The 22,128-nt window shown below is 33.5% G+C and carries 23 protein-coding genes; 10 read left to right on the forward strand and 13 right to left on the reverse strand.

The genetic code is table 11. The features are described 5' to 3' along the window. Nucleotides 1-88: 88 nt before the first annotated feature. Nucleotides 89-424, reverse strand: a complete 336-nt coding sequence (locus tag EHC72_RS21905; RefSeq protein WP_165585916.1) for a hypothetical protein — start codon at nucleotides 422-424, stop codon at nucleotides 89-91. A gap of 107 nt (nucleotides 425-531) precedes the next feature. On the opposite strand from EHC72_RS21905, the gene EHC72_RS21915 reads away from it, so the two are divergent. The 10 genes from EHC72_RS21915 to EHC72_RS21960 all read left to right on the forward strand — a co-directional run bounded on the left by EHC72_RS21915 (nucleotide 532) and on the right by EHC72_RS21960 (nucleotide 9,805). Next, the gene (locus EHC72_RS21915; protein WP_131539859.1) at nucleotides 532-1,449 is read left to right on the forward strand and encodes a glycerophosphodiester phosphodiesterase family protein; all 918 of its coding nucleotides are present in this window, start codon (nucleotides 532-534) and stop codon (nucleotides 1,447-1,449) included. Between the two features lie 125 nt (nucleotides 1,450-1,574). Continuing rightward, the gene (locus tag EHC72_RS21920) at nucleotides 1,575-2,156 is read left to right on the forward strand and encodes a porin family protein (RefSeq protein ID WP_131539860.1); all 582 of its coding nucleotides are present in this window, start codon (nucleotides 1,575-1,577) and stop codon (nucleotides 2,154-2,156) included. 84 nt (nucleotides 2,157-2,240) lie between these two features. Beyond that, nucleotides 2,241-2,948: an ATP-binding cassette domain-containing protein gene (locus EHC72_RS21925; RefSeq protein ID WP_131539880.1), complete on the forward strand. Its 708-nt coding sequence runs from the start codon at nucleotides 2,241-2,243 to the stop codon at nucleotides 2,946-2,948. A 226-nt stretch (nucleotides 2,949-3,174) separates the two neighbouring features. Next, complete coding sequence (locus EHC72_RS21930; protein ID WP_131539861.1) at nucleotides 3,175-3,831, forward strand: porin family protein; 657 nt, start codon at nucleotides 3,175-3,177, stop codon at nucleotides 3,829-3,831. Nucleotides 3,832-3,974: 143 nt separating this feature from the next. Further along, a complete protein-coding gene (gene gldF, locus EHC72_RS21935) occupies nucleotides 3,975-4,700 on the forward strand; it encodes a gliding motility-associated ABC transporter permease subunit GldF (protein ID WP_131539862.1) in 726 nt (241 codons plus the stop codon). Next, nucleotides 4,700-6,379 (forward strand): gliding motility-associated ABC transporter substrate-binding protein GldG, encoded by a 1,680-nt coding sequence (gene gldG / locus EHC72_RS21940; RefSeq protein WP_131539863.1) that lies wholly within the window; start codon nucleotides 4,700-4,702, stop codon nucleotides 6,377-6,379. Before gldF ends, gldG begins: the two co-directional genes overlap by 1 nt. A gap of 33 nt (nucleotides 6,380-6,412) precedes the next feature. Then, a complete protein-coding gene (gene dnaN / locus EHC72_RS21945; protein ID WP_131539864.1) occupies nucleotides 6,413-7,537 on the forward strand; it encodes a DNA polymerase III subunit beta in 1,125 nt (374 codons plus the stop codon). Between the two features lie 81 nt (nucleotides 7,538-7,618). After that, nucleotides 7,619-8,287 (forward strand): DUF4397 domain-containing protein, encoded by a 669-nt coding sequence (locus EHC72_RS21950; protein ID WP_131539865.1) that lies wholly within the window; start codon nucleotides 7,619-7,621, stop codon nucleotides 8,285-8,287. Between the two features lie 60 nt (nucleotides 8,288-8,347). Next, the gene (locus EHC72_RS21955) at nucleotides 8,348-9,058 is read left to right on the forward strand and encodes a DUF4397 domain-containing protein (RefSeq protein WP_131539866.1); all 711 of its coding nucleotides are present in this window, start codon (nucleotides 8,348-8,350) and stop codon (nucleotides 9,056-9,058) included. 69 nt (nucleotides 9,059-9,127) lie between these two features. Beyond that, the gene (locus tag EHC72_RS21960) at nucleotides 9,128-9,805 is read left to right on the forward strand and encodes a DedA family protein (protein ID WP_131539867.1); all 678 of its coding nucleotides are present in this window, start codon (nucleotides 9,128-9,130) and stop codon (nucleotides 9,803-9,805) included. Nucleotides 9,806-9,890: 85 nt separating this feature from the next. Here EHC72_RS21960 and EHC72_RS21965 read toward each other — a convergent pair whose 3' ends face one another. The 12 genes from EHC72_RS21965 to EHC72_RS22830 form a co-directional block, all read right to left on the reverse strand. Beyond that, nucleotides 9,891-10,844, reverse strand: a complete 954-nt coding sequence (locus EHC72_RS21965) for a zinc dependent phospholipase C family protein (protein ID WP_131539868.1) — start codon at nucleotides 10,842-10,844, stop codon at nucleotides 9,891-9,893. A gap of 72 nt (nucleotides 10,845-10,916) precedes the next feature. Continuing rightward, nucleotides 10,917-11,342 carry a VOC family protein gene (locus EHC72_RS21970; RefSeq protein ID WP_131539869.1) on the reverse strand — a complete coding sequence of 142 codons (426 nt, stop codon included), beginning with the start codon at nucleotides 11,340-11,342 and terminating at the stop codon, nucleotides 10,917-10,919. Between the two features lie 216 nt (nucleotides 11,343-11,558). Continuing rightward, the gene (locus tag EHC72_RS21975; RefSeq protein ID WP_131539870.1) at nucleotides 11,559-11,870 is read right to left on the reverse strand and encodes a hypothetical protein; all 312 of its coding nucleotides are present in this window, start codon (nucleotides 11,868-11,870) and stop codon (nucleotides 11,559-11,561) included. Between the two features lie 77 nt (nucleotides 11,871-11,947). Next, entirely contained in the window at nucleotides 11,948-13,042 is a 1,095-nt protein-coding gene (locus tag EHC72_RS21980) for a hypothetical protein (RefSeq protein WP_131539871.1), read from the reverse strand. 53 nt (nucleotides 13,043-13,095) lie between these two features. Then, nucleotides 13,096-14,331, reverse strand: a complete 1,236-nt coding sequence (locus EHC72_RS21985) for a DUF3999 family protein (RefSeq protein WP_131539872.1) — start codon at nucleotides 14,329-14,331, stop codon at nucleotides 13,096-13,098. Then, nucleotides 14,309-16,699, reverse strand: coding sequence for a DUF2339 domain-containing protein (locus EHC72_RS21990; protein ID WP_131539873.1), 2,391 nt, complete (start codon nucleotides 16,697-16,699; stop codon nucleotides 14,309-14,311). Before EHC72_RS21990 ends, EHC72_RS21985 begins: the two co-directional genes overlap by 23 nt. A 311-nt stretch (nucleotides 16,700-17,010) precedes the next feature. Continuing rightward, nucleotides 17,011-17,877, reverse strand: a complete 867-nt coding sequence (locus EHC72_RS21995; protein WP_131539874.1) for a hypothetical protein — start codon at nucleotides 17,875-17,877, stop codon at nucleotides 17,011-17,013. A 41-nt stretch (nucleotides 17,878-17,918) separates the two neighbouring features. Next, entirely contained in the window at nucleotides 17,919-18,539 is a 621-nt protein-coding gene (locus EHC72_RS22000) for a hypothetical protein (RefSeq protein WP_131539875.1), read from the reverse strand. Nucleotides 18,540-18,666: 127 nt separating this feature from the next. Further along, nucleotides 18,667-19,158, reverse strand: a complete 492-nt coding sequence (locus EHC72_RS22005; protein WP_131539876.1) for a hypothetical protein — start codon at nucleotides 19,156-19,158, stop codon at nucleotides 18,667-18,669. 56 nt (nucleotides 19,159-19,214) lie between these two features. After that, nucleotides 19,215-19,835: a hypothetical protein gene (locus EHC72_RS22010; protein ID WP_131539877.1), complete on the reverse strand. Its 621-nt coding sequence runs from the start codon at nucleotides 19,833-19,835 to the stop codon at nucleotides 19,215-19,217. A 2-nt stretch (nucleotides 19,836-19,837) separates the two neighbouring features. Next, entirely contained in the window at nucleotides 19,838-21,487 is a 1,650-nt protein-coding gene (locus tag EHC72_RS22015; protein ID WP_131539878.1) for a polymorphic toxin-type HINT domain-containing protein, read from the reverse strand. 21 nt (nucleotides 21,488-21,508) lie between these two features. Beyond that, nucleotides 21,509-22,128, reverse strand: a 620-nt coding sequence (locus tag EHC72_RS22830; protein WP_246029482.1) for a phage baseplate assembly protein V, incomplete at its 5' end; no start/stop codon positions are given.

Here is a 22,128-nt window from a genome sequence, read left to right on the forward strand (position 1 = left end):
AGCTGCTCTAAAGCTGAATCTTCAAATGCTTTATAATTGAAGTGCTGCTCTTCTTGTTGATCTGACATAATTCCTATGTTTAAAGTTATTAATTTTCTTTTTGACACAGTTTATTGAACAGACCCGAAAGTTCTAAACTATCTACTGCCAATTCAAAACTATCTACTGCAAACTCAATACTGCCAACTGCAAACCATAAACTATCAACTACAAGTTCTAAACTGCCAACTGAAAACTCTAAACTATCTACTGAAAGTTCTAAACTGCCTACTACAAGTTCTAAACTATCTATTGAAAGTTCTAAACTGTCAACTGCCAATTCAAAACTATCTACTGCAAACTCAATACTACCAACTGAAAACCCAAAACTATCAACTGCCAACTCAAAACTATCTACTGAAAGTTCTAAACTGTCAACTACCAATTCAAAACTATCTACTGCAAACTATCAACTGCTGTTTGCCCTGCTACAATAAACATTTCAATAATTAAGCAATACAACAATTAATCAATTTACCTTACTTTTGAAACATGAAATTTCAACGGTTAATCATTTTGGCTTTACTGTTTGCTATTGTTTCTTGTAAACAGGAAGAAGTTGTACATCATTACATCAACTTTAAAAGCACCACAGATTTGTATAAGTTTTTAAACTGGACACCAGAACGTTTCCCGTTAATTAGTGCTCATCGTGGTGGCCCAATGCCTGGTTTCCCAGAAAACTGTATCGAAACTTTTGATAATGCAACAACTTATAATCCCGTAATTATAGAATTTGATATTGCCTACAGCAAAGATTCTGTGATGGTAATTATGCACGATGATAATTTGGATAGAACTTCGACAGGAAAAGGCCCAATTGGAAATTATACCTACGAAGAACTTAAAGCCTTTAACCTAAAAGATGAGGAAGGCAACGAAACTAAATTTAAAATTCCCACTTTGGATAGCGTCTTAAGCTGGTCTAAAGGAAAAGCATTGCTTACCATAGATTTAAAGAAAGGTGTATCTTATGCTAAAGTGATTGAAAAGGTTAGGCAGTATAAGGTAGAAAGCAATTCGATTATTATTACTTATACTGCAAATCAGGCGCAAGAAGTGCATCAGTTGGCACCAGATTTAATGATTTCAGCATCTGTTCAAAAAAAATCAGAGCTTAAACGTTTAAATAGTTTAGGCATTCCAAATAATCGCATTGTAGCATTTGTAGGCGTATCAGCTCCTGATAAAGATTTTTATAAATTCCTTCATAGTAAGGGTATCACTACTATTTTAGGTACAATGGGAAATATTGATAAAAGCGCCAAAGCAAGCCCGGCAAAAATGGTTTATTACCATTTAGTAAATAATGGCGCCGATATTTTATCAGGCGATAACCTTCCGCAAGCATCAGAACAATTAAATAAATTTAGATATAACAAACATATTTCGTCTCCTTTTGTTAATTAAGTTTTAAATACTAATTTTGCGTCCCCTAGCGTAAGTAAGTATACAGTCCCATAATGTTAATATGGCTACAAAGCCATTAATTTAAGCTTACAAATAAACAATTATATACATTACACATTTACATTATGAAAAAACTATTAATTACACTATTAACGGCGTCAGTAGTAACTTTATCAGCAAAAGCTCAAATTTCAAAAGGAGATGTTATGATCGGTGCAAACTTATCAAACATCAATTTTGCTTTAGATAAACCGAATGCTTTCAGTTTAACCATAAATCCAAAAGCTGCTTGGTTTATTCAAGATGGTTTAGCTTTAGGTGGTGATGTTTCTTTCGGAGTAGAAACACCAGGTAAAGGTTTAGGTACAACTATTAATTATGGCATTGGTGCATTGGGTCGTTATTACGGAGCAAAAGGTGCTAACGAATTAGCTAACCACACTCGTTTCTTTGGAGAAGCAACAGTAGGTATCTCTGGTAGAAACTTATCTGGTGGTGGTTCTACAAATGGTTTAGGATTTAGCTTTGGCCCAGGCTTTACTTATTTCGTAACAAGAAATGTTGGTTTAGAAACCTTATTGAAATATCAAGGCGTTGTAGGTTTCGGTAGCAGTGCTTATGCACACAACTTAAACTTAGGTGTTGGTTTCCAAATTTATCTTCCAGGAAGATCAACTGCTAAAAAAGTACAGAAAGATTTTAACTAATTATAGCTTTAATCTATTGTCAAAAAAAGGGTACATCAAACGATGTATCCTTTTTTTATGCCCTAAATAATTGCATATTTGACTGTGAGTATTGTTGTAAAAAATTTATCAAAACATTTTGCCAGCCAAAAGGCGGTAAATGATATTAGTTTTAAGGCAAATCCTGGCCGTATTTTAGGTTTTTTAGGTCCAAATGGCGCAGGTAAATCCACTACCATGAAAATGCTTACCGGTTATTTGGAGCCAACATCCGGAGAAGCAGAAATTTATGGAAAGGATATTTTAACACACGCCATAGCAGCTAAAAAACATATTGGATATCTGCCAGAAAATACGCCACTTTATACAGATATGTACGTAAAAGAATATCTGAATTTTGTTGGCCAAACTTATAAATTAGCTAATTTACCAGCTAGGGTAGAAGAGGTTATTAAACTCGTTGGATTAACACCAGAGCAGCATAAAAAAATTGGAATGCTATCAAAAGGTTATCGCCAAAGGGTAGGATTAGCACAGGCAATTATCCACAATCCTGAAGTTTTAATTCTGGATGAACCCACCTCAGGCCTTGATCCAAATCAATTGGTTGATATTCGTGCGCTAATTAAAACGCTTGGTAAAGATAAAACAGTAATTATTTCTACCCATATTATGCAGGAAGTGGAAGCCATTTGCGATGATATTATCATCATTAGTAAAGGGAAAATTGTGGCTTCTGATTCGCTGCAAGGAATTAAGGAAACCCATCAGGGAATTTCATTAGAAGATATTTTTAGAAAACTTACCGCTTAATCTGAAAAGGATTTATATAAACTTGAAATTCTGCGGAAATATTTTTTAATCTAATCGACAACATAAAACGCTTCTTTAGCTTTTAAAGAGTCTTTTTCCTTTTAAGAAGTATTTTTCATCTGATTATTTTTTAACTATTTATTTAGTTTTGACCTTAATTTTGTAACATTTACAAAAATTAGGTGTCTATTGACCTAACTAAAAAACAATTTTTATTAAAAATCAGATGAAAAAATTAACGTTATCTTTATTAATGTTCGCAGGACTTGGTCTTGCAGCTTCAGCTCAAACTGTTCCAGTTAAATTTGGTGTAAAAGCTGGTGTTACCTTTCCCTCGTTGTCTACGTCAGGTTCTGATGCAGGCGGTGAAACAGCTTTTAACAAAACAGCAACTTCTTTCTATGTTGGTGGTACAGTAGATATTCCTGTAAGTGAAATGTTTTCTGTTCAACCAGGTTTGTCACTAATTGGCAAAGGTGGTAAGGAGGCAAATTTGGCTGGTACTACATTATCAGCTAAGATTAATACAATGTACATTGAAATCCCTGTAAATGCTGTTGTAAGTTTTAAAACAGGTGATGCTGGTAAGATTTTTATTGGCGCTGGTCCTTACTATGCTGTGGCGTTAAGTGGCAAGTTAAAAGTTGGAGATCAATCTGCTGATATTAAATTCGGTAAGTCTGAAAATAACCTAGGTGAAGATGATTTAGGTTTAAGACGAGGAGATTTTGGTGTCAATTTCTTAGGCGGTTTTCAATTAAATAGCGGCCTAAATATCCATGCTGGATATGGCTTAGGTTTAAGCAATATACTTCCTGAAGGAAATGGAAATGTTAAATTAAAAAATAGTGTTATTTCTGTAGGCGTTGGTTTTTCTTTCTAAAAAAAAACTAAAACTTTTAAAAGCCCTGGTCAAAAACCAGGGCTTTTTTTGTGCCTAAAATTTTATTAATTATTATTACGCTTTCAGTTTAAGTAAGTTTACTTTGCAGGAATAATTAATTAACTTCGACCTTTTGATTATCTATGTACGCAGTTTTTAAACGCGAATTATTCAGTTTTTTAAGTTCCATGGTCGCCTATATTACCATAGGCGTTTTCCTGTTGGTTTCTGGTCTTTTATTGTGGTTCTTTCCTGACACTTCAGTTCTAGATTACGGTTATGCTGAGTTAAATGGTTTTTTTAGTTTGGTACCATACCTATTTATGTTTTTAATTCCTGCAATCACCATGAGGTCATTTGCAGAAGAAAAACGTGAAGGCACATATGAACTTCTAATTACAAAGCCCATAACCATATGGCAAATTATTGGAGCCAAATACCTGGCAAGCCTCGTTTTGGTTCTTTTTGCACTAATTCCAACATTAATTTATTATTATTCTGTTTACCAACTTGGATTTCCGACAGGTAATATAGATTCTGGTGCTGTAATTGGCTCATACATTGGTTTGTTTCTTTTGGGCACAGCCTTTACATCTATTGGGATTTTTTCATCAGCGTTAACTAAAAATCAGGTTATTGCCTTTGCAATTTCAGTATTTCTTTGTTTTGTAAGCTTTAGCGGTTTTGATTCCGTAAGTAAAATTATCAGCCTGCAAAATTTCGAAAATATAATTACAGGTTTGGGCATAAATGAACATTACCAATCCATTAGCAGAGGCGTTTTAGATACCCGTGATTTGATTTATTTCATTACGTTTTCTATCCTTTTTTTATCGTTTACCAAATTAGCAACAGGAGGGAAGAAGTAATGAATAGAAATAAATGGGTAAATGTAATCTTTGTTCTTCTTGCGTTAATTGCGCTTAATATTATTGGTCAATATTTTTATCACCGTTTTGATTTTACCGCCGACAAACGGTTTACGCTAAACGATAAGACCAAAAAGATTCTCACCTCTACAAATAAACCAGTTATAGTTACAGTTTTTTTAGATGGAGAATTACCACCAGCTTTTAAACGATTAAAAGCTGCAGTTAAAGATTTGCTTTCTGATTATAAAGCATATTCAAAAACCGATTTAAAAGTAGTTTTTGTTGATCCAATTGCAGGTTTAAATCAGGCAGATCAAGATACTGTAATCAATAATTTATATCAAAACGGAATTGAGGCCACTAGCCTCAGTGTAAAAACAGAAAGCGGCTTAACCCAGAAATTCGTTTTCCCGATGGCGATGATTGAAAGTGATGGAAAACAACTCCCCGTTAAGCTTTTTCAAAACCTTGATGCCAGTCGCAACTACGAAGAAAATATTAATAACGCTATAGAAAATTTAGAGTATATTTTTACCTCAAGTCTTAAAAAGGTAATAACCGGTAAAAATCCTCGTGTTGGATTTACAGAAGCAAATGGCGAATTGTCCGATCTTCAATTAAACGATGCTATTCATACCTTATCAAATAGTTATGAAGTTGGTCGTGTTAACTTAAACACCATTGATAAGGCAGGCTTAGATAAATTAAATCTACTCATTGTTGCTAAACCTACAAAGGCCTTTACAGAAGCAGAAAAGTATAAAATAAATTACTTTGTGATGAATGGTGGGAGAGTAGTTTGGAGTGTAGATCAGGTAAAAGCAGATTTAGATAGCCTTAGAGGAAGCGGCCAACAAATGGTTTTTAATAGTAATTTAAATCTGGATGATATGCTATTTATGTATGGCGCCAGAATTAACTATAATGTAATTGCCGATGCAAACTGTGCCGAAATTCCTGTTGCAACTGGCAGTGTAGGTGGTCAAAGTCAAATACAAATGGTGCCATGGCTATATTATCCTATTTTACTGCCAGATACTGTACAAAGTGTAGTTAAAAATTTAGATGGAATTAAGTCTGAATTTCCAAGTACCGTTGATACCATTGGTGTAAAAGGAATTACTAAATCTTATATTTTAACATCTTCAGCTTTTAATAAAGTATTTGAAGTACCAAAGCTATTCTCTTTGCAAATGGTTGCAGAGCAACCTGATCCAAAAACCTTTCATAGCGTACCAAAGAATGTGGGCTTAATGTTAGAAGGAAATTTCCCTTCAGTTTTTGCCGGCCGACCTTTGCCTACCGAAATTACCGCACCATATACAACAGCAAATGTGGGCAAACCATCAAAAATTATTGTTATTGGCGATGGAGATATCTTTAAAAATCAAGTTGTTGAGAAAGATGGTTCGCCATTACCACTTGGTTATGATAGGTATTCTAAAGTAACTTATGGAAACAAGGCCCTGCTCCTAAATATTGTAGATTACCTTACGGATGAAGATAATTTGATCGCTTTGAGAAATAAAGAGGTTAAAATCAGGCTTTTAGATAAAGCTAAATTAAAGTTGGAGAAGACAAACTGGCAAATGGTTAACATTGTAGCACCATTGCTATTGTTAATATTCTTCGCAATTTTTCAACATTATTACCGTAAGTACAAGTACGCTAAATAATTTTTATATTTTTGAAGAAGACTAAATGATATCATGAGATTTATTGTATCCACATCAACTTTATTAAAACACTTGCAAACTGTAAATGGTGCATCAAGCAGCAGTACAGTTTTACCTATATTGGAAAATTTCCTGTTTGAAATTAAAGATGGCAATTTAACCATATCGGCTACCGATTTGCAAACCAGTATGACAACTTCTCTTCCTGTTGAATCGAAAGAAGAAGGTAAAGTAGCTGTTCCATCAAAAATTTTATTAGATACACTTAAAACCTTACCAGATCAACCAATCGCTTTCAATATTGATGATGCTTCATTTGCTATTGAAATTAGTGCTGGTGATGGTAAATATAAATTAAGCGGAGAAAATGGTGATGATTTTCCTAAAATTCCCGTTGTAGAAAATGCATCTTCAGTAAACTTACCTGCATCAGTTTTAACTGAAGCAATAACAAAAACCATTTTTGCTGTAAGTAATGATGAGTTACGCCCGGCAATGACGGGTGTTTACTGCCAGTTATCTCCTGAACATATTACATTTGTTGCAACAGATGCTCATAAATTGGTGCGTTACCGCCGTATGGATAGCAAAGCGGATAAAGCAACCTCATTCATTTTGCCTAAAAAAGCATTAACGCTTTTAAAAGCAGCATTACCATCTACTGATATAAATGTATCTGTTGATTATAATGCTACGAGTGCTTTCTTTAAATTTGAAAACATAAACCTAGTGTGTCGTTTAATAGACGAGCGCTATCCAGATTATGAGGCAGTAATACCAACTAACAACCCGAATAAATTAATTATTGATAGAGGATTGTTTTTAAACACCTTGCGTAGGGTTGTAATTTTTGCTAATAAAACTACACATCAGGTAAGATTAAAAATTAATGGTAGTGAATTAAATATCTCTTCAGAAGATTTAGATTTTGCTAATGAAGCTCATGAGCGTTTAAGCTGCCAATATGATGGAGAAGACTTAGAAATAGGCTTTAATGCACGTTTCTTGATAGAAATGCTTAGTAATTTAAGCGGTGATGAAGTTACTTTAGAACTTTCAACTCCTAATAGAGCTGGTCTTTTAATTCCTCAAACAAATGATGAAAATGAAGACGTACTTATGTTAGTAATGCCAGTAATGTTAAATAATAGTTATTAGTCTACTAAAAATTTAGTTTATCATAAATAATGGCTTGGTTTTTGACCGAGCCATTATCATTTAAACTAAATCTCCCTAAATATGAACAGCTCTACTAAAAGTTTCCTTATTTTATTATCCTTTACAGCGTTTGCTTTATCATCATGTAAAAAAAATGACCCAGAAGTGGTTGTAAAAGGCGAAGCAAAGGTTAAAATTGTAAATACAGTGCAAATAGAGCCTGCTCAAAGTATTTATGTTGATGACCAAAAAGTAGATATCACATCATTAGCATTTGGAGAAACTAGTGAATATCTAAAAATTTCATCCGGAAATAGAAAAGTTGGTTTTCTTGGAAATACTAATATTGCTACTGAAGCAGTTATTAATTTTATTCCATCTATAACATATACCACGTTTTTAATTAGTGATAGAACAGGAAAAAAAGAAATTTTGAGCTTTGAAGATAATTTAAGCAATACAGAAAGTGGTAAAGCTAAAATTAAACTAATAAATCTTTCCCCATATTTTACAACAGGCATTAGTGTAAGCGTACAAACCGGAACTCAGTTTGTAAATAGTTTAATGTATAAAGAAGCTTCCAACTATTTTACGGTTGATGCTGGCCAAAACTTACGTTTTAATGTTGTAGGCTCAGGAACTATAAAAACTATTGCTGGCACCGATTTACAAGCGGGTAAAATTTATACTATTTGGTTTAGTGGTACAACAATAGCTACTCTTGATGCTCACGTCATTACTGATAATTAATTTCAGTAAACTCAAAAGCTTTCTCCTATCTTTACGTTTTAATAGTAAAGTAAAACCTTTATGAAAAAACAATCTTTTGTTATTGTAAAACTGAGTTTTTTATTCGCATTTATATTAATCTTTAGCTCTTGCATTAAGAATAATGATCTTATTGCTGGCGATGCAAAAATTAAATTTTTCAACTTTGTAAATACAGGTGCAGCAAAAGATTTTTATCTGGATAGCGCAAGGTATGTTATCGGTGTAAGCTATGGTAGCAGTGTTAGTTATACTGTTGTACCAGTTAATAGTTTACAAGGTGGGCAATCTTATAGGTTTATGGTTAAAAACACACAAAAACCAGATTCATTAAAAGGTACAGTTAAACGCATAATTGAAGTAGGGAAAAACTATTCTGCATATTACACAAAAACAAAATTAGTGGCGGGTAAACAAGATTCACTTTTAGTTATTTATGAAGATAATTTAAAGCCTGATCCTGATAAAGCCAAATTGATTTTTTTGAACCTTGGTTACAACTTAAGTAATAAAGTTTACATAAGGGATGAGAATAAAACTTATGAAGCAACTTTGGATTATAATGAAAAAACAGATTATAAGTTTATCACAATTGATCCTAAAGCCGCTAAAATCTATATGAATAACTTGGATTCTACCAAGGTTATTGATACCATTTCTGGTATAAATTTTTCAAAAGGCAAAATTTATACTATCTTAATCGATTCAGATAAAGGAGGTAAATTGCTTAAAAGAGTTTTAGGTAATAATTAATAACAATTACTACTTAAAATTACAGCTTAATTACTTTCGTATTCATACTTTTGCTCAAAATTAGATAACTTGGAATTACTACAACAACTTTTAGATTTTATTCTGCACATTGATGTCCATTTAGCAGAAATTGTTAATGAATATCAAACCTGGACCTACCTGATTCTCTTTCTGATTATTTTTGCCGAAACTGGTTTTGTAGTTACACCATTTTTACCAGGTGATTCATTATTGTTTGCCATGGGTGCATTAATTGCCGGTGAGCACGAAACTGGATTAAATATTTGGGTAATGATGATTATTTTAATTATCGCAGCGATTTTAGGTAATACCGTAAACTATAAACTAGGTAGTGTGTTAGGAGCCGGCGTATTCAAAGAAAACAATAAAATTCTAAAGCTTAAATACTATCATCAATCACACGAGTTTTTTGAAAAACATGGTGGTAAAGCAATCATGTTAAGTCGCTTTTTACCAATTTTTAGAACAATAGCACCTTTTGTTGCAGGTATAGCTAAAATGCCTTTCGGTCGTTTTACTTACTACAATATTATTGGAGGTGTAACCTGGATTGTTGCCTTATTAATTGGTGGGTATTTACTCGGACAAATTCCAGTAATTAAAAACAATTTCGAACTGGTTATTATATTTATTGCTGTAGTTACTTTTGTGCCTGCGGTATGGGCTGCTATAAAAAGTCGCTTAAAACCAAAAGAAGTAGAGAAGATTATTGAACCAGAAAAATAATAGGTTCATATAACATATTTTAAAAGGGTTTCAATTTATTGAAACCCTTTGTTATTTATTGGCTTAGCTAGTAGAAAAAACTAATTTATATTTCCCGACCAATAGGTATATTGTTTTTAAACTTTTTATCTATTTCCTTTTCAGGTATTTCATCTGCAGATAATGCCATAAACTTTAAATTTTTAAGCTCTGGTTGTCCTGCATCTATCCATGCCGAATACCAAAAGGAGCCAATTTCTAATATTGCATTACGCATTTGCTTTTCTACCATGTTATTCATTTTATCGTGATAGGCTTTTGAGTAAGCAACAGAGTATTGCTTTAATATGGTGTTATTTCTTTCGGAGAAACTATATTTTTGATCAGAGGGAAAAGTTTTATTAAGGTCAGCTTCAAACTTTAAAACGGTATCCACAAGATTATGACTACGCTTAATAATTTTCCATGCCTCTTTTAAAGGGTTTTCAATATAAACTGCTCTTCCAACTACATAGTTATATTTTGTAGAAAATAGTTCGGGTAAACGGCTTTCCCAAAAAGCATGAATACCAACTTGGTTGCTCAATTGCCCATTATGATTAGCTGTAGTGTGCAACGGCACATTTGCATCGGCAAGGTAATGACCTAGAAAGGCTGAGTATTTTAATATTTTAAGCGAATCGTGTGTTTTAAAAGCCTTAACCAAGCTGTAATAAGTGCGCTGAATTTGCCATGGGAGAATCCCATCTGCATTTAATTTTTTCTGACCATATTTAACCAATGCATCATTCCATTTTTCGGGTATGCTATCTACATCCTTTTCATAGTTTTCTACATCGAGGTAGTGCCTGGGTGCTTCCAATGTATCCGCATAACGCCTTTTATCGGGATCCACGGCGTGCTCTGTTATGTATTTGATATTCTTTTTGTAAAATGAGAGCATACCAACGGGTAAAGTGAATATAGCGAGATTATTTATTCGTTGGTGGGCGAAAAAACCCCAGGAAGTGCAAAGTAATATTGGGATGATTAACGCAAGATAAATCGTTAATCTTTTCATAAATAAATATACAGAAAATAGTTTGTACACAGATTCCTTTTATTAGAAAAGATTCTGCGTACAAACTATTAGTTAAGCATTTACAAGCCTATTAAAATCTATCTTTTTCATTTGCATAACCTCTTTCATCATGCGTTCAGCTTTTGCTGGGTCAGACATTAATTTACCTAAATTAGCAGGAGCAATTTGCCACGAAACACCAAATTTATCCTTCAACCAACCACAAACACTTTCTTCGCCACCATTTGCAATTAATTTTTCCCAGTAGTAATCTATTTCCTCTTGATTTTCGCACTCAACCATAAATGAAACGGCCTCATCAAACTTAAATTTAGGACCGGCATTTAAGCCCATAAACTTACTTCCATTAATTTCAAAGGTTACAACCATTGGTGTATTGCTTGTAATTTTAGAATCTTTAAAAACTGTACAGTAAAAATCTGCAGCCGCCTTTGCCTGTCCGTCAAACCAAAGGCATGTAGTTATTGGATTTGCCATTTTTTCTTGTTTAAATGTTTTAACTAATTGTTATACAAGTTTAAGCAACACTGCTTAATTTTAAGCGGTTAAAAAGCGACAGATCTAAGGGGCAATTGAGACTACTTAAGGAATTGAATGAGTGAATTTGAATGATTAAATGAGAGAATGATTTTCTTTGCTCTATGCCAACTTCCCTAAGTTCCTAATTCTCTAATTCAAAATTCACTCAATTCTTTAAAAGGGATTAAAATTAATATCGTAAGCGTACGGATCTTTTGTGGGTGGTTCTATTGGTTCAGTTTCATATATCTCTATCTCATCTGCAATGCGAAAGCCAATTTGCATACCAACACTTTGAAACAGTTCTACACAATCTTCAAAAGATTTTACCCACATTTTCATGCCCATAAAAGCATTACCATTCGGGCAGCTAAAGGCTTGTAAATCTGTTACCGTTCCTGCTGCTAAAGCGGTATAATGATTGTATTCTGTTTCGTATCTCCCGTATTTTAACGTTGATTTAGATTTAGTTTTTGATTCTGACATTGTTAAATTTTATCGTACACTCTTTGTTAATTACAGCGTTAAATTAAGTTCTTTTTTGCTTTTAATAAACTTTAAACTTAATTTTTATTGTCTTTAGCTTTAACAATGTACAAGCTATATAAATTTTTAGAAAATAGGGCAAACTTAAAAGTCTTGTTAGTATAAATGTTGAGTTTAAAAGGTGATACGGATTCTCCTTCTCCATGACTGCGATAATAATAATTTTCACCGTTCTTTTCTGTTTCAACTATTATTCCATCTTGTTTTAACTTTAGTTGATCTCCATTAAAAATGAAATCAAAATATAGTGTGCCCACCCAACCTCTTTTAGAAAAACTTGGTGATCCGCCGCCTATTGAATGTTCGTAACTTATGTATTCCTTTTTATCAAAATATTTGATCTGATAATTTTTCTGGTTTTCAGCATCATTATTTTCAGGATCGTCTGATGTATAGTAAAACTCGTTGATTGAAGAATAAACCTTAGGATCGAGATAAGTATAGGTTTTCATTTTTCTGTAGAGTACTGACCATTTTTTATCTTTAAAGTAGAAAACTTTGTTTAATTGCCATTTACCATTTTTTTCATCCGTTTTCTCATCGCCATCATAAAAAATAAATTTAGCATCGGCAGTTATATCATTATAAAAATCTTCAACCTTATCAATGCTCCAGCTCAAGTCTTTATTGATAATATTAATTATTTTGTGAGTTGTATCGCCATTAAGTGGCCAAGTGGTATAGAAATAATTTTTCTCATCGGTAACATTTACAAAGTATTCTCCAAAGAAACCCACATCTCTGTTTGCCCAAACTCTTGGTGCATACAGAGAATCAATTTTATTACCTAAAAAATCTAATTTATAGTAATATTTTCCCGGCTCAAACTCTTTTTCATCACGATCGATAGCAGCTATTACCTGATTATTTATAGAGTTGTAAAGCCTAATTGGGCGGGGAGCAGAATAGTTTTCACTTTTAAACAAGAGGATAGTTTCATACTTCTCTGTTTCAAAATTAGCACTAAAGTATTTGTATGCTTTGTATTCTTCAGGTAGTTCAGCTTGTTTATTCATCAAACTTTTAAGCTTGTTAAAATAAGATTCATAAATAATAAAAGCTGCAATTCCAGTTATTGCCAGAATAATAACAATTAAGAGCGTTTTATTCATAATTGAATTTTTATCGTTGTTGTGTAATCAGACAACGATGTTCGTTAAGCGTTTTAATTTTTAAGCATTTTATAAGAAAACCATCCTAGTAATGCAATAATGGCAGCCATTAATGCCCATAACCAATATTTATTAATAAACAGTGGTTGTTCAATGGAATCGGTATAAAAGGTTTCATTTTTTTCTTCCTTGCCAATAGTAAGGGTTGTTAAATTTGCGGGTATTTTACGCTCAAAATTGGCAATGTCATAAGCGGGAGTAGCAGCTTTATTGTTTTTATAATATAAGGCATAATCGAGCTTAGGATTATCAAAACGGGCAATTAAATCGTATACATTCCCTTTAAGCTCTACAGAATTAAGTATTAAAGGTTTGTTGTCATAATTTTCTATTGTAATTTTTATCTTCGAAGTAATGGAGTTTTTAAAGTTAAAAACTGGGTTCTCCAATGAGCTAATAATCCCTTCGTAAACATTGGTGTAATTATACTTAATGCCTTTATCTGTTTTAAAGCTATCAGTTGCAAGCTCAATTTTAATAGGGCGATAAAAATCGAAATCGCTTTGAGTATTTACTTTAATATAGGAAAGCGGCACAGCATTTGGCAAAGTAACTTCTATTGTGCTTTGCTTGGTTTTGCTGTTGTTTTTTAATTGGTAGCCGGTATACTTTATATCCTGATAAGTACCTTTTACGGTATCGATTAGCAAAGTTTTGGCAGATAATAGGGTGGGTTGCTCACTGCTTTTAAGTTGCACACGGAAATAAGAATAAGCCGCATCTGTAAAGTTGAGCTTGGTAAACTGATAATCAGTATCCTTATTTTTAATGGATAGAATGCGGTAATCCTTTAAAATTGTAAACCATTCAGTACCGTTGTTGCTGCCTTCTAAAGTTGCTTTCCAATCGAAATTATTTTGTTTAAAGTTTAAATCTATCTGATTAATTGTACTCGTTTTAGCTGCTTGAAGTGTAAAGTAATAACCGTTTTGATTGTGACTTTGATTTATCAGTTTAAAAGGAATTTCTTTCTGGCTGGTTTGGTTTGATCGTTGTTTAAGCAAATAAGGAACTTCAAGCGTATCTTTTCCATTGAAGCCATAAATCCTGATGTCTTCAAAATCTGGTTCTAAGTTTTTAAAAATCTGCGCAGGTAACTCTATATTATGCCAGGTACTATTAATACCTTTTAAATTCCTCTTATATTGATATTGGTTAATTTGTGCTTTTAAAACACCAGTGAAAAGCAATAAAGGGAGAAGCAGCTTAATTTTCGGTTTTAACATCATCAATAATTAAATGTTTGTACTTATTGTAAAGGAATGAAATAATTAGGAGCAATACGCCTAACGATACAAAAACAATGGTTTTGGCAATGGTATTCAGATAAGAAATATCATAAATGAACAATTTAATTAATGTGAAACCAAATAAAACGATGGCACTAATACGGAGGTGCTTTTTGTTTTTCCATAAGCCTACACTAATCAAAAATAGTGCATAAATGCCCCATAAGATGCTTAAACCAAGTTTATGACCACTATCTTGTTTATATAATTCTAATATATTTATTAACTCACTGCTAACAATCCATAATAAAGAAATATAGAAAAGGTAATCGAATGCTATTTTGAAGTTTTTCTTTAACAAATCTGTTCTACTTAAATAATAACATGCAGCTATAAGTACCGCAAAAAATGCTATAGAAATATATCTTATAATAATATTAATGATTGGAATGGTGAAATATTGATCACTTTGCACTTTAAAGGCATATCTCAACTCACTTAAGTTCCATAAGCCATGTGTTAAAAACATTAACACTACAATTAAATTAATTACGATAGTAGTAATCGTTAAAGCTTGGTTTTTTATCTTCTTAAGATTTAACCAAGTAAGTGCCGATGCAAAAAATAGGGTGTAAACATATACCCAGCTTGTTTTTAGCGCTAAAATATTATAATTATATCTATACAACTCGTATTGTGTTTTAGCGCCTGGGTTGGTGTTTATTCTTGTAGCTTGATATAAGCTATTAAAATAACGTTCAATTTCTAGCTTAAAGGTAATGTAGGTTACCAATAACAAAATGGATGGGATGATATAATCTAAAACTTGCTTAACCCAAAGCCACCTTTCGGGGTTTTCATTCTGCTTTTTATTAATAATTTGCACCCAGCTAAATGCCCCAATAAAAATAGCTGCTGTTAAAAAGCCTGTATTTAAAAATGGAGTTGAAATTGCAAACCCATTATTGTAATCATAATAGTTGCTATTGCCGCCAAGACTCCAATCCTGGAGCAAGCTAAAAAATGCTAAAAAGATCAGTGGGAAGGATAGTTTCTCATAAATGGCAATGTTTTTAATTCTTCCTAAATAAAATAATATTGCGGCTTCTATTGTCCAAAAAATAGTTACCCAACCGCCATTTAACTGTACAGGTACAGCCATAGTAATAAAAGTGATAACCATGGCTAATATTAAATAAAACAGATTTTTATCTGCCAATTGCCTTTTGTAAATAACAAGGCTTACTACAAAGTGGATAATGGCATTAGCAAGGGTAAATAAACCTAATAATTGTACTCCAGTTTTTTCTGTTTGTAAAATATAGTAACCAATACCATAATAAATAAAGGAATTTAATAGAAGCAAAATGACATCTGTAAAGTCAAACTGTTCTTTTTTACTCACTTTATAGGCGAGGTTGGTCGTGTAGAAAATTAAGAAAAATAGGGTGCTAAAAACAAGTGCAATGGTATAATGCTGTAAAACATTGAAAGAATCCATTAGCCACGAGCCGAAAATGAGCCAGCTTAAACCGAAAGAAACGTAAAACAATGGTTTCCAATATTTTTTAAAGCTTAATATTAATATGCCAATGTTAATGATTGCCATATAGCTGAATAGTATAACTACTTTTCCAGATCCATCACTAAGTAAAAATGGAACGGCGTAAGCACCAACTAACCCAATATGTGCAATAACTTGCTTATTATATTTTATGGCAGCTATAACGGTAAAGGAGGTAAAAACAACCATTAACAAAAAGGCGAGGGCTTGCGGTATGAGTGCATAAAAACCATATGCGGCATAGGTAATAAAATACATAATGGCAATGGCTCCACTAACCAATACGGCAGAAAAGTTTTCGTATTTTTCTTTAAGCTTAATTGCAAAGGCCATTAAACCTGCACCAACGGCATAGCCCAAAATAATGCGGGTTAAAGGGCTAATCATGTCATGATCTATAGCATATTTAGCCCCAATAGCAACACCAATAATTAGAATTAGAATCCCAATTTTACTGATTAGGTTTTCGCCAATAAATTTTTCAAAATCTGATTTACCAATATTTTCCCTTTTAAAATTATCAGTAAAATTTCCTGCATTTGGTGTTCTCTGAAATCGTGGCTGAGGTACAGGAGCAGGAATACTTTGATTACTGTAAACAGGAGGTGTATTTTTTGGTGGGAAAATAACAGGCTTTTCTTCCACTTTTATATTAGAAATCGGTATTTCTGGTGTAGCATTTGGAAACTGAAGTTGCCTTACTTCTTTTCGCAAAGCGATAATTTCGGCTTCGAAATCCTGCTGTCTGAGTAATAAGTTTTCCAGCTTAACTAAAAGCAGGTTCAACTGATCGGATTTATCCATTCTGATAATTTAGGTAGAGCTTTTAAATTTTATATTACTAAATATAAGAATCAATTTTTATAAGCTTAACAAATTATGTGCTGGATTGTGTTTGTGTAAAGAAATCTATTGTTGAAGAATGTTCGGTCTTTTAAATTCCATTCTGATTTTGACCTATAAAAATGAACCGAGCTTTTTGTTAACTGAATGCTTTTTTTCGTTCTGGGGATTATTATATCAGGACTGAAATAATTTTCATCAAAAGGGTTTTTTATTTTTCAGTTCTTCCAAATGTTTTTTAAATAGCAAACCAAACAAGGTTCATTATTTGGCTATTCTTCAAGTTTTAGCATGATATGGGTATTCATAATTTTAATTCCATTTAATGTTTCTAAAATCTCAACCTGTGCATTAATAACTTTTCCGCAGTGTTTATCCAATTCATAAAGGGCTACAATTTCAAAGGTATATTTATGGGGTTGGTTAGGGTTACTTTGCTCAAATACAGTTATAGCCGTTTGATTTTCTATATGGCCTTTTAACCTTAAATGGATGCTATTATCTTTTTCTTTAAACGACACTCCCTTCATGTGGTATTTAATAGCCAGCTGAGGAATAAACTTTGATTTATAACAATTTTCTTTCGTTTTTGATAAGCGACCATCATATATGTAATGGTTAAAGTGATAACACTCTGGCAGCATGAGCAAGTATTGCCAATTATTGTTTAAGGTTTTATGCATAATGGGCAGCCCTTTTTCATAAGCATAAATAAAACCAATGCGTTCGTTTGCCGTACTAAATAGAGTAGGGATAACTGTTTTCTTTGCTTGTTCCCACTCTTTAATGAGGCTGTTTAAATTGCGAACCGTCATTATTTCTCCCTTAAGATTTCTGGTTATCTTAAAGCAGACATGTATTTTGTTTAAAGCAGTTATATCATTCAAAGAATCTTTAAGTAATTCATTTTCAGTAGAAATGGTTGTGTCTCTAATTGTGATCGTATTCAGAATCTCACGATTGGATACTTCTTGTTGCACATCGTAATTACACTCCATTTTATAACCCACTAAATCGCTGGTGTGAAGATCCAAAACGCTTTGTGTATTAACCACGAGATTATATAAGCCCTTAAAATTTTTGAGCGTCAATAACTCTTTATTATAAGCATTGTCAGAAAAAATAGAACTTAAAAACATATTTAATATTATTTACAAAAACAGATCGTTTCCACAGTATATTATTCTCCTTTAAATACCTCATCAAATTCTCCAGGTTGCCAGCGTTTCATTTTAAGTAAACCTTCCCAATCTCCAAATTCAGGTGTATCTTCCCAATTGTTTTCTACATTAAGTGGGCGTTTACTCGTCCATATACATTCTTCAGTTGCGCCCTTTTCACGTTCTATAACCTCAACATTACCATTGGTTTCAAAGGTATAAATCCAGGCTTTTGTGTCGTCATCATCGCCACCTTTCCCCTCTATAAAATCCCAAAACATCATGCCGATGCAGAAATATTTGCCGTTTTCCTGTTTCCTAAATACGTAATACATAAACAATCGCTGATATTCATCAAGAAAAAACACGGTTATATCTTTTATAACATCCAGTTCTAAACCACAATCAATATTTTCTGCATCCCTAGGCTTGCAGACAGAAAAAGGTAAATCATTTGCATAGGCGTGTTTGGCCCATTCTTCTGTACTGGTGCAGGTTTTTAAAAATTTTTTGGCTGCTTTTGCCTCTTCAGCTCTTTCAGGTGGCAGGTGCATATTATTGCTGTAATAAAAAAGAGTATTTTCATCCCCATGAAGTTCTCTTCTACCTCTGGACCAATATTGATATAAGTACTTTTCCATTTTACCAAAATTTTGTTTTATTATAGGCTTCTAAAGCCTCGCCAGATATTTCTCTAATTTCTAATACTTTTCCATTGGCGAGATGAACTTGCGATAAAGCATAAACTTTACTCATTGCTTTATCAAATTAATTCTTATTCCAATTGGGTGGGAGCCATCGGTTGTTTGAATCGTCATCGCTCGAAATCTTTTTTTTATCAGTTGGTTCTATATCACAATTCGAAATTTGAAATTGCTTTATTACTGTTAATACACCTTCAGAAACATTCAACATCATTGTATTTTTTGAAAACCAAAAATCATCTTTTGGAAATTCGCCAGTAATGTTTAGCCACTTGAAGACTGGCAAAGCCTTATTGGGATACATCTCTTCAAATTTATCTGATTTGGAAACTTTACAATCCAATAATTCATAGCCTGTCAGTTTCGTTTTTCGTATTACTTCGCCTAATTTTTTGGTTATAATAAAATGCCCCCCCTTTGTAAGAAAATCATCGCCTAACCAGCCATCAAACTCGTAATGCATACCTGTAATCTTTATTGGTCTCGCAGTAACATCTATTATACAATCTTCATTAATAGTTCCTGCTACTTCAGGATATAATTCATAATATTTCATCCTCAGAAACTTTTTATTATAAGGGTTGTCAAAAAACAGATCGTTTCCACAGTATATTATTCTCCTTTAAATACCTCATCAAATTCTCCGGGTTGCCAGCGTTTCATTTTAAGTAAACCCTCCCAATCTCCAAATTCAGGGGCATCTTCCCAATTGTTTTCTACATTAAGCGGGCGTTTGCTCGTCCATATACATTCTTCAGTTGCACCCGTTTCACGTTCTATAACCTCAACATTGCCATTGGTTTCAAAGGTATAAATCCAGGCTTTTGTGTCGTCATCATCACCACCTTTCCCCTCCATAAAATCCCAAAACATCATACCAACGCAAAAATATTTGCCGTTTTCCTGTTTATTAAACACATAAAACATAAATACCCTTTCATATTCATCTAAAAAAGAAACCGAAATACTATCTTTTCGGAATTCTTTTCTAATATAACTCTCCACATGCCCACTGTTCATTTTACAAATACAATAAGGGAAATCATTTGCATAGGCATATTTAACCCATTCTTCTGTACTGGTGCAGGTTTTTAAAAATTTCTTGGCTGCTTTCGCCTCCTCAGCTCTTTCAGCTGGCAGATACATAGTTCTACTGTAAAACAGGAGAGTGCCTTCTTCAGACACCAATTTTCGTTTACCTCTGTCCCAATCTCTATATGTGTATATATTCATAATTACCAAAATTTTGTATTATTATATGTCTCTAAAGCCTCACCAGATATTTCTCTAATTTCTACTTTTGCTTCTTCTGCATATTTTGCTACATCAGCAGGTATTCCCTTTGCCTGAGGAGGAATTTCTAATATTTTTTTCAACTCTGATGTTGATACCTGCTCTTTCAATTTACTGCTTTTTGTCATTTGATCTGCGTATTTTTTCCATATTTCGTCTATATAACCTTTTGCTGTATCATAATTAATTTCACTTAGCTGTGTAAATTTATGCGATATAATTTCTTTACCCGCAACCATTGCATCTAATACTTTTCCATTGGCGAGATGAACTTGCGATAAAGCATAAACTTTACTCATTGCTTTATCAAAAAGCTGTCCGTTTAAAATATTTTTGGCCCATTGTACGCCTGCTTTAGCCAACTGGTATAAGCAGGCACCATTATGTACCAGTAACCACAGCAGGCCAATAAAAAACGTATGCCAACCTTGTACTTCAATATTATAAACGGTAGTTCGTTTATAGGGCTGTTCATTATCACAATTGCTATCGGTGGGCTGTAGGGCTTCATCAAATTTATAAATTACATTTTGTACTATAGCGGCTTTCCCATTAAACAATTGTATGGTATCGCCTTGCTGTAATAATCCGGCTTCTTTCCATTGGCTATTGGCATAAAATGGATGCTCTGGAGTCGTGCTTATTACTTCGCCATCTACAGTAAGTTCTACAATGGTATCGGTTTCGTGCTCAAATACATTTAATATAGGTTGTAATCCAGTTTCGCCGGTTTCTTCGTTGAAAGCCCATACTTCATCGCCGCTTACTAAATCTTCAATATTTTTGGGTCCGTACCTAGTTTGTACAAATGTGCCTGCGGCAAAACAAGCTTTGGCTATACACAAACCAAATTTTTCTATAGAAAACTTCGCTATTCCTGTTCCCAACTTTTTGGCAAGTGCTATGGCGGTTTCTTTAGCAGCTATTATTGCAGCTATTTTTTTTAAAGCCATTTTCCCTCCGGCTTCTGCCAAGCCTTTTGCTCCGCCTTTTACAGCACCAATTACCAATTCATCAGCACCAAGGGTAATAATATCCAGGGCAACTAAACCTAAATTTCCGGCGGCTTTCCAATAATGTTTGGTTTGAATGCAGTGTATATAATCGCGACCACTGCCCCATACGGGGATAAAACCTTCCCAAAAACCGCTTTCACCTACAGATGCTCTTTCCAAATCATATTCATCCGATGCTTCATTTGCCGCTTTATTGGCTTCGTTAATGGCTTCTATTGATTCAGGCGGAAGGCAATCTCTAAGCTTAAGTTGTCCGCTGGTAATAAACTCTATTTTACTCGTAGGATCAACGCCACAACTTAGGCAGCTTGTCGCAATTAGCGGATGTGCCCCATTTACTTTTACCTGCTCATAAGTTCCTGTCCACTGTATTGGCATGGGGTTACAGGGTTTCTGGGTGGTTGCACACATACCATAATTCGAAATATTAACCATATAGGTTTTATCCAGTTCGGTAGCCACCAATTGCTTTTGGATGTGTGTATTGGTATTGGAGGTTACCATAATTGGCATTACACCCAAACCTTTATTGCAATGCGTTAATGCCCCTGCAACAATATATTCTAGATCTTCCATGTTGTTTAATTGTAACTGGGACTAAAATATTTGTGTGTCTTTTGAGGTAATTAATATCTGTGTTCCGGCATCAGCATTTATATTTCCTGCGCCGTGGAGCACCACATCTTTTGCGTTTGCCGTAATGTTAACACTATCTTCAAGGCTTTGCAATACGGTATTTTTTTGTGCCTTTACTACAATCATACCGCCACCACCTTCTTTGTTGGTACTGGTATTCAGGTTTATATTGCAAGCGTTCAGTTCTATATTATTTCCAGCATTTATACTAATATTATTGCTCGCTTCAAGATCAATATCCTTAGAAACAACATTAATTTTTGAAGCCGACTTTATACTTATTTCGCCATTGCCATGCAGCCGTACAATATTGCCTTTTTTATCCTTTATTGTTATCCCTCCACCATCATTAAGCCTTATGCTATGCCCGCTTTTTGTTGCTATATTTTTTATATTGTTATGTTTGCCTCCTCCAGCAGCTATTTTTCCATGAAAAGCAGAACCTGTAACAAACGGCCTGTCGGGGTTCCCGTTTTCAAAATCAACCATTACCTGGTCATTTATTTCAGGAACGAATACAAAACCCCTGTTTTGCCCAACCAGATTACTGCTTCCAGCATCAGGACTTAAAACCCTGATCC

Origin of the sequence: Pedobacter nototheniae, from assembly GCF_004335085.1 — a bacterium.
Taxonomy (GTDB): domain Bacteria; phylum Bacteroidota; class Bacteroidia; order Sphingobacteriales; family Sphingobacteriaceae; genus Pedobacter; species Pedobacter nototheniae.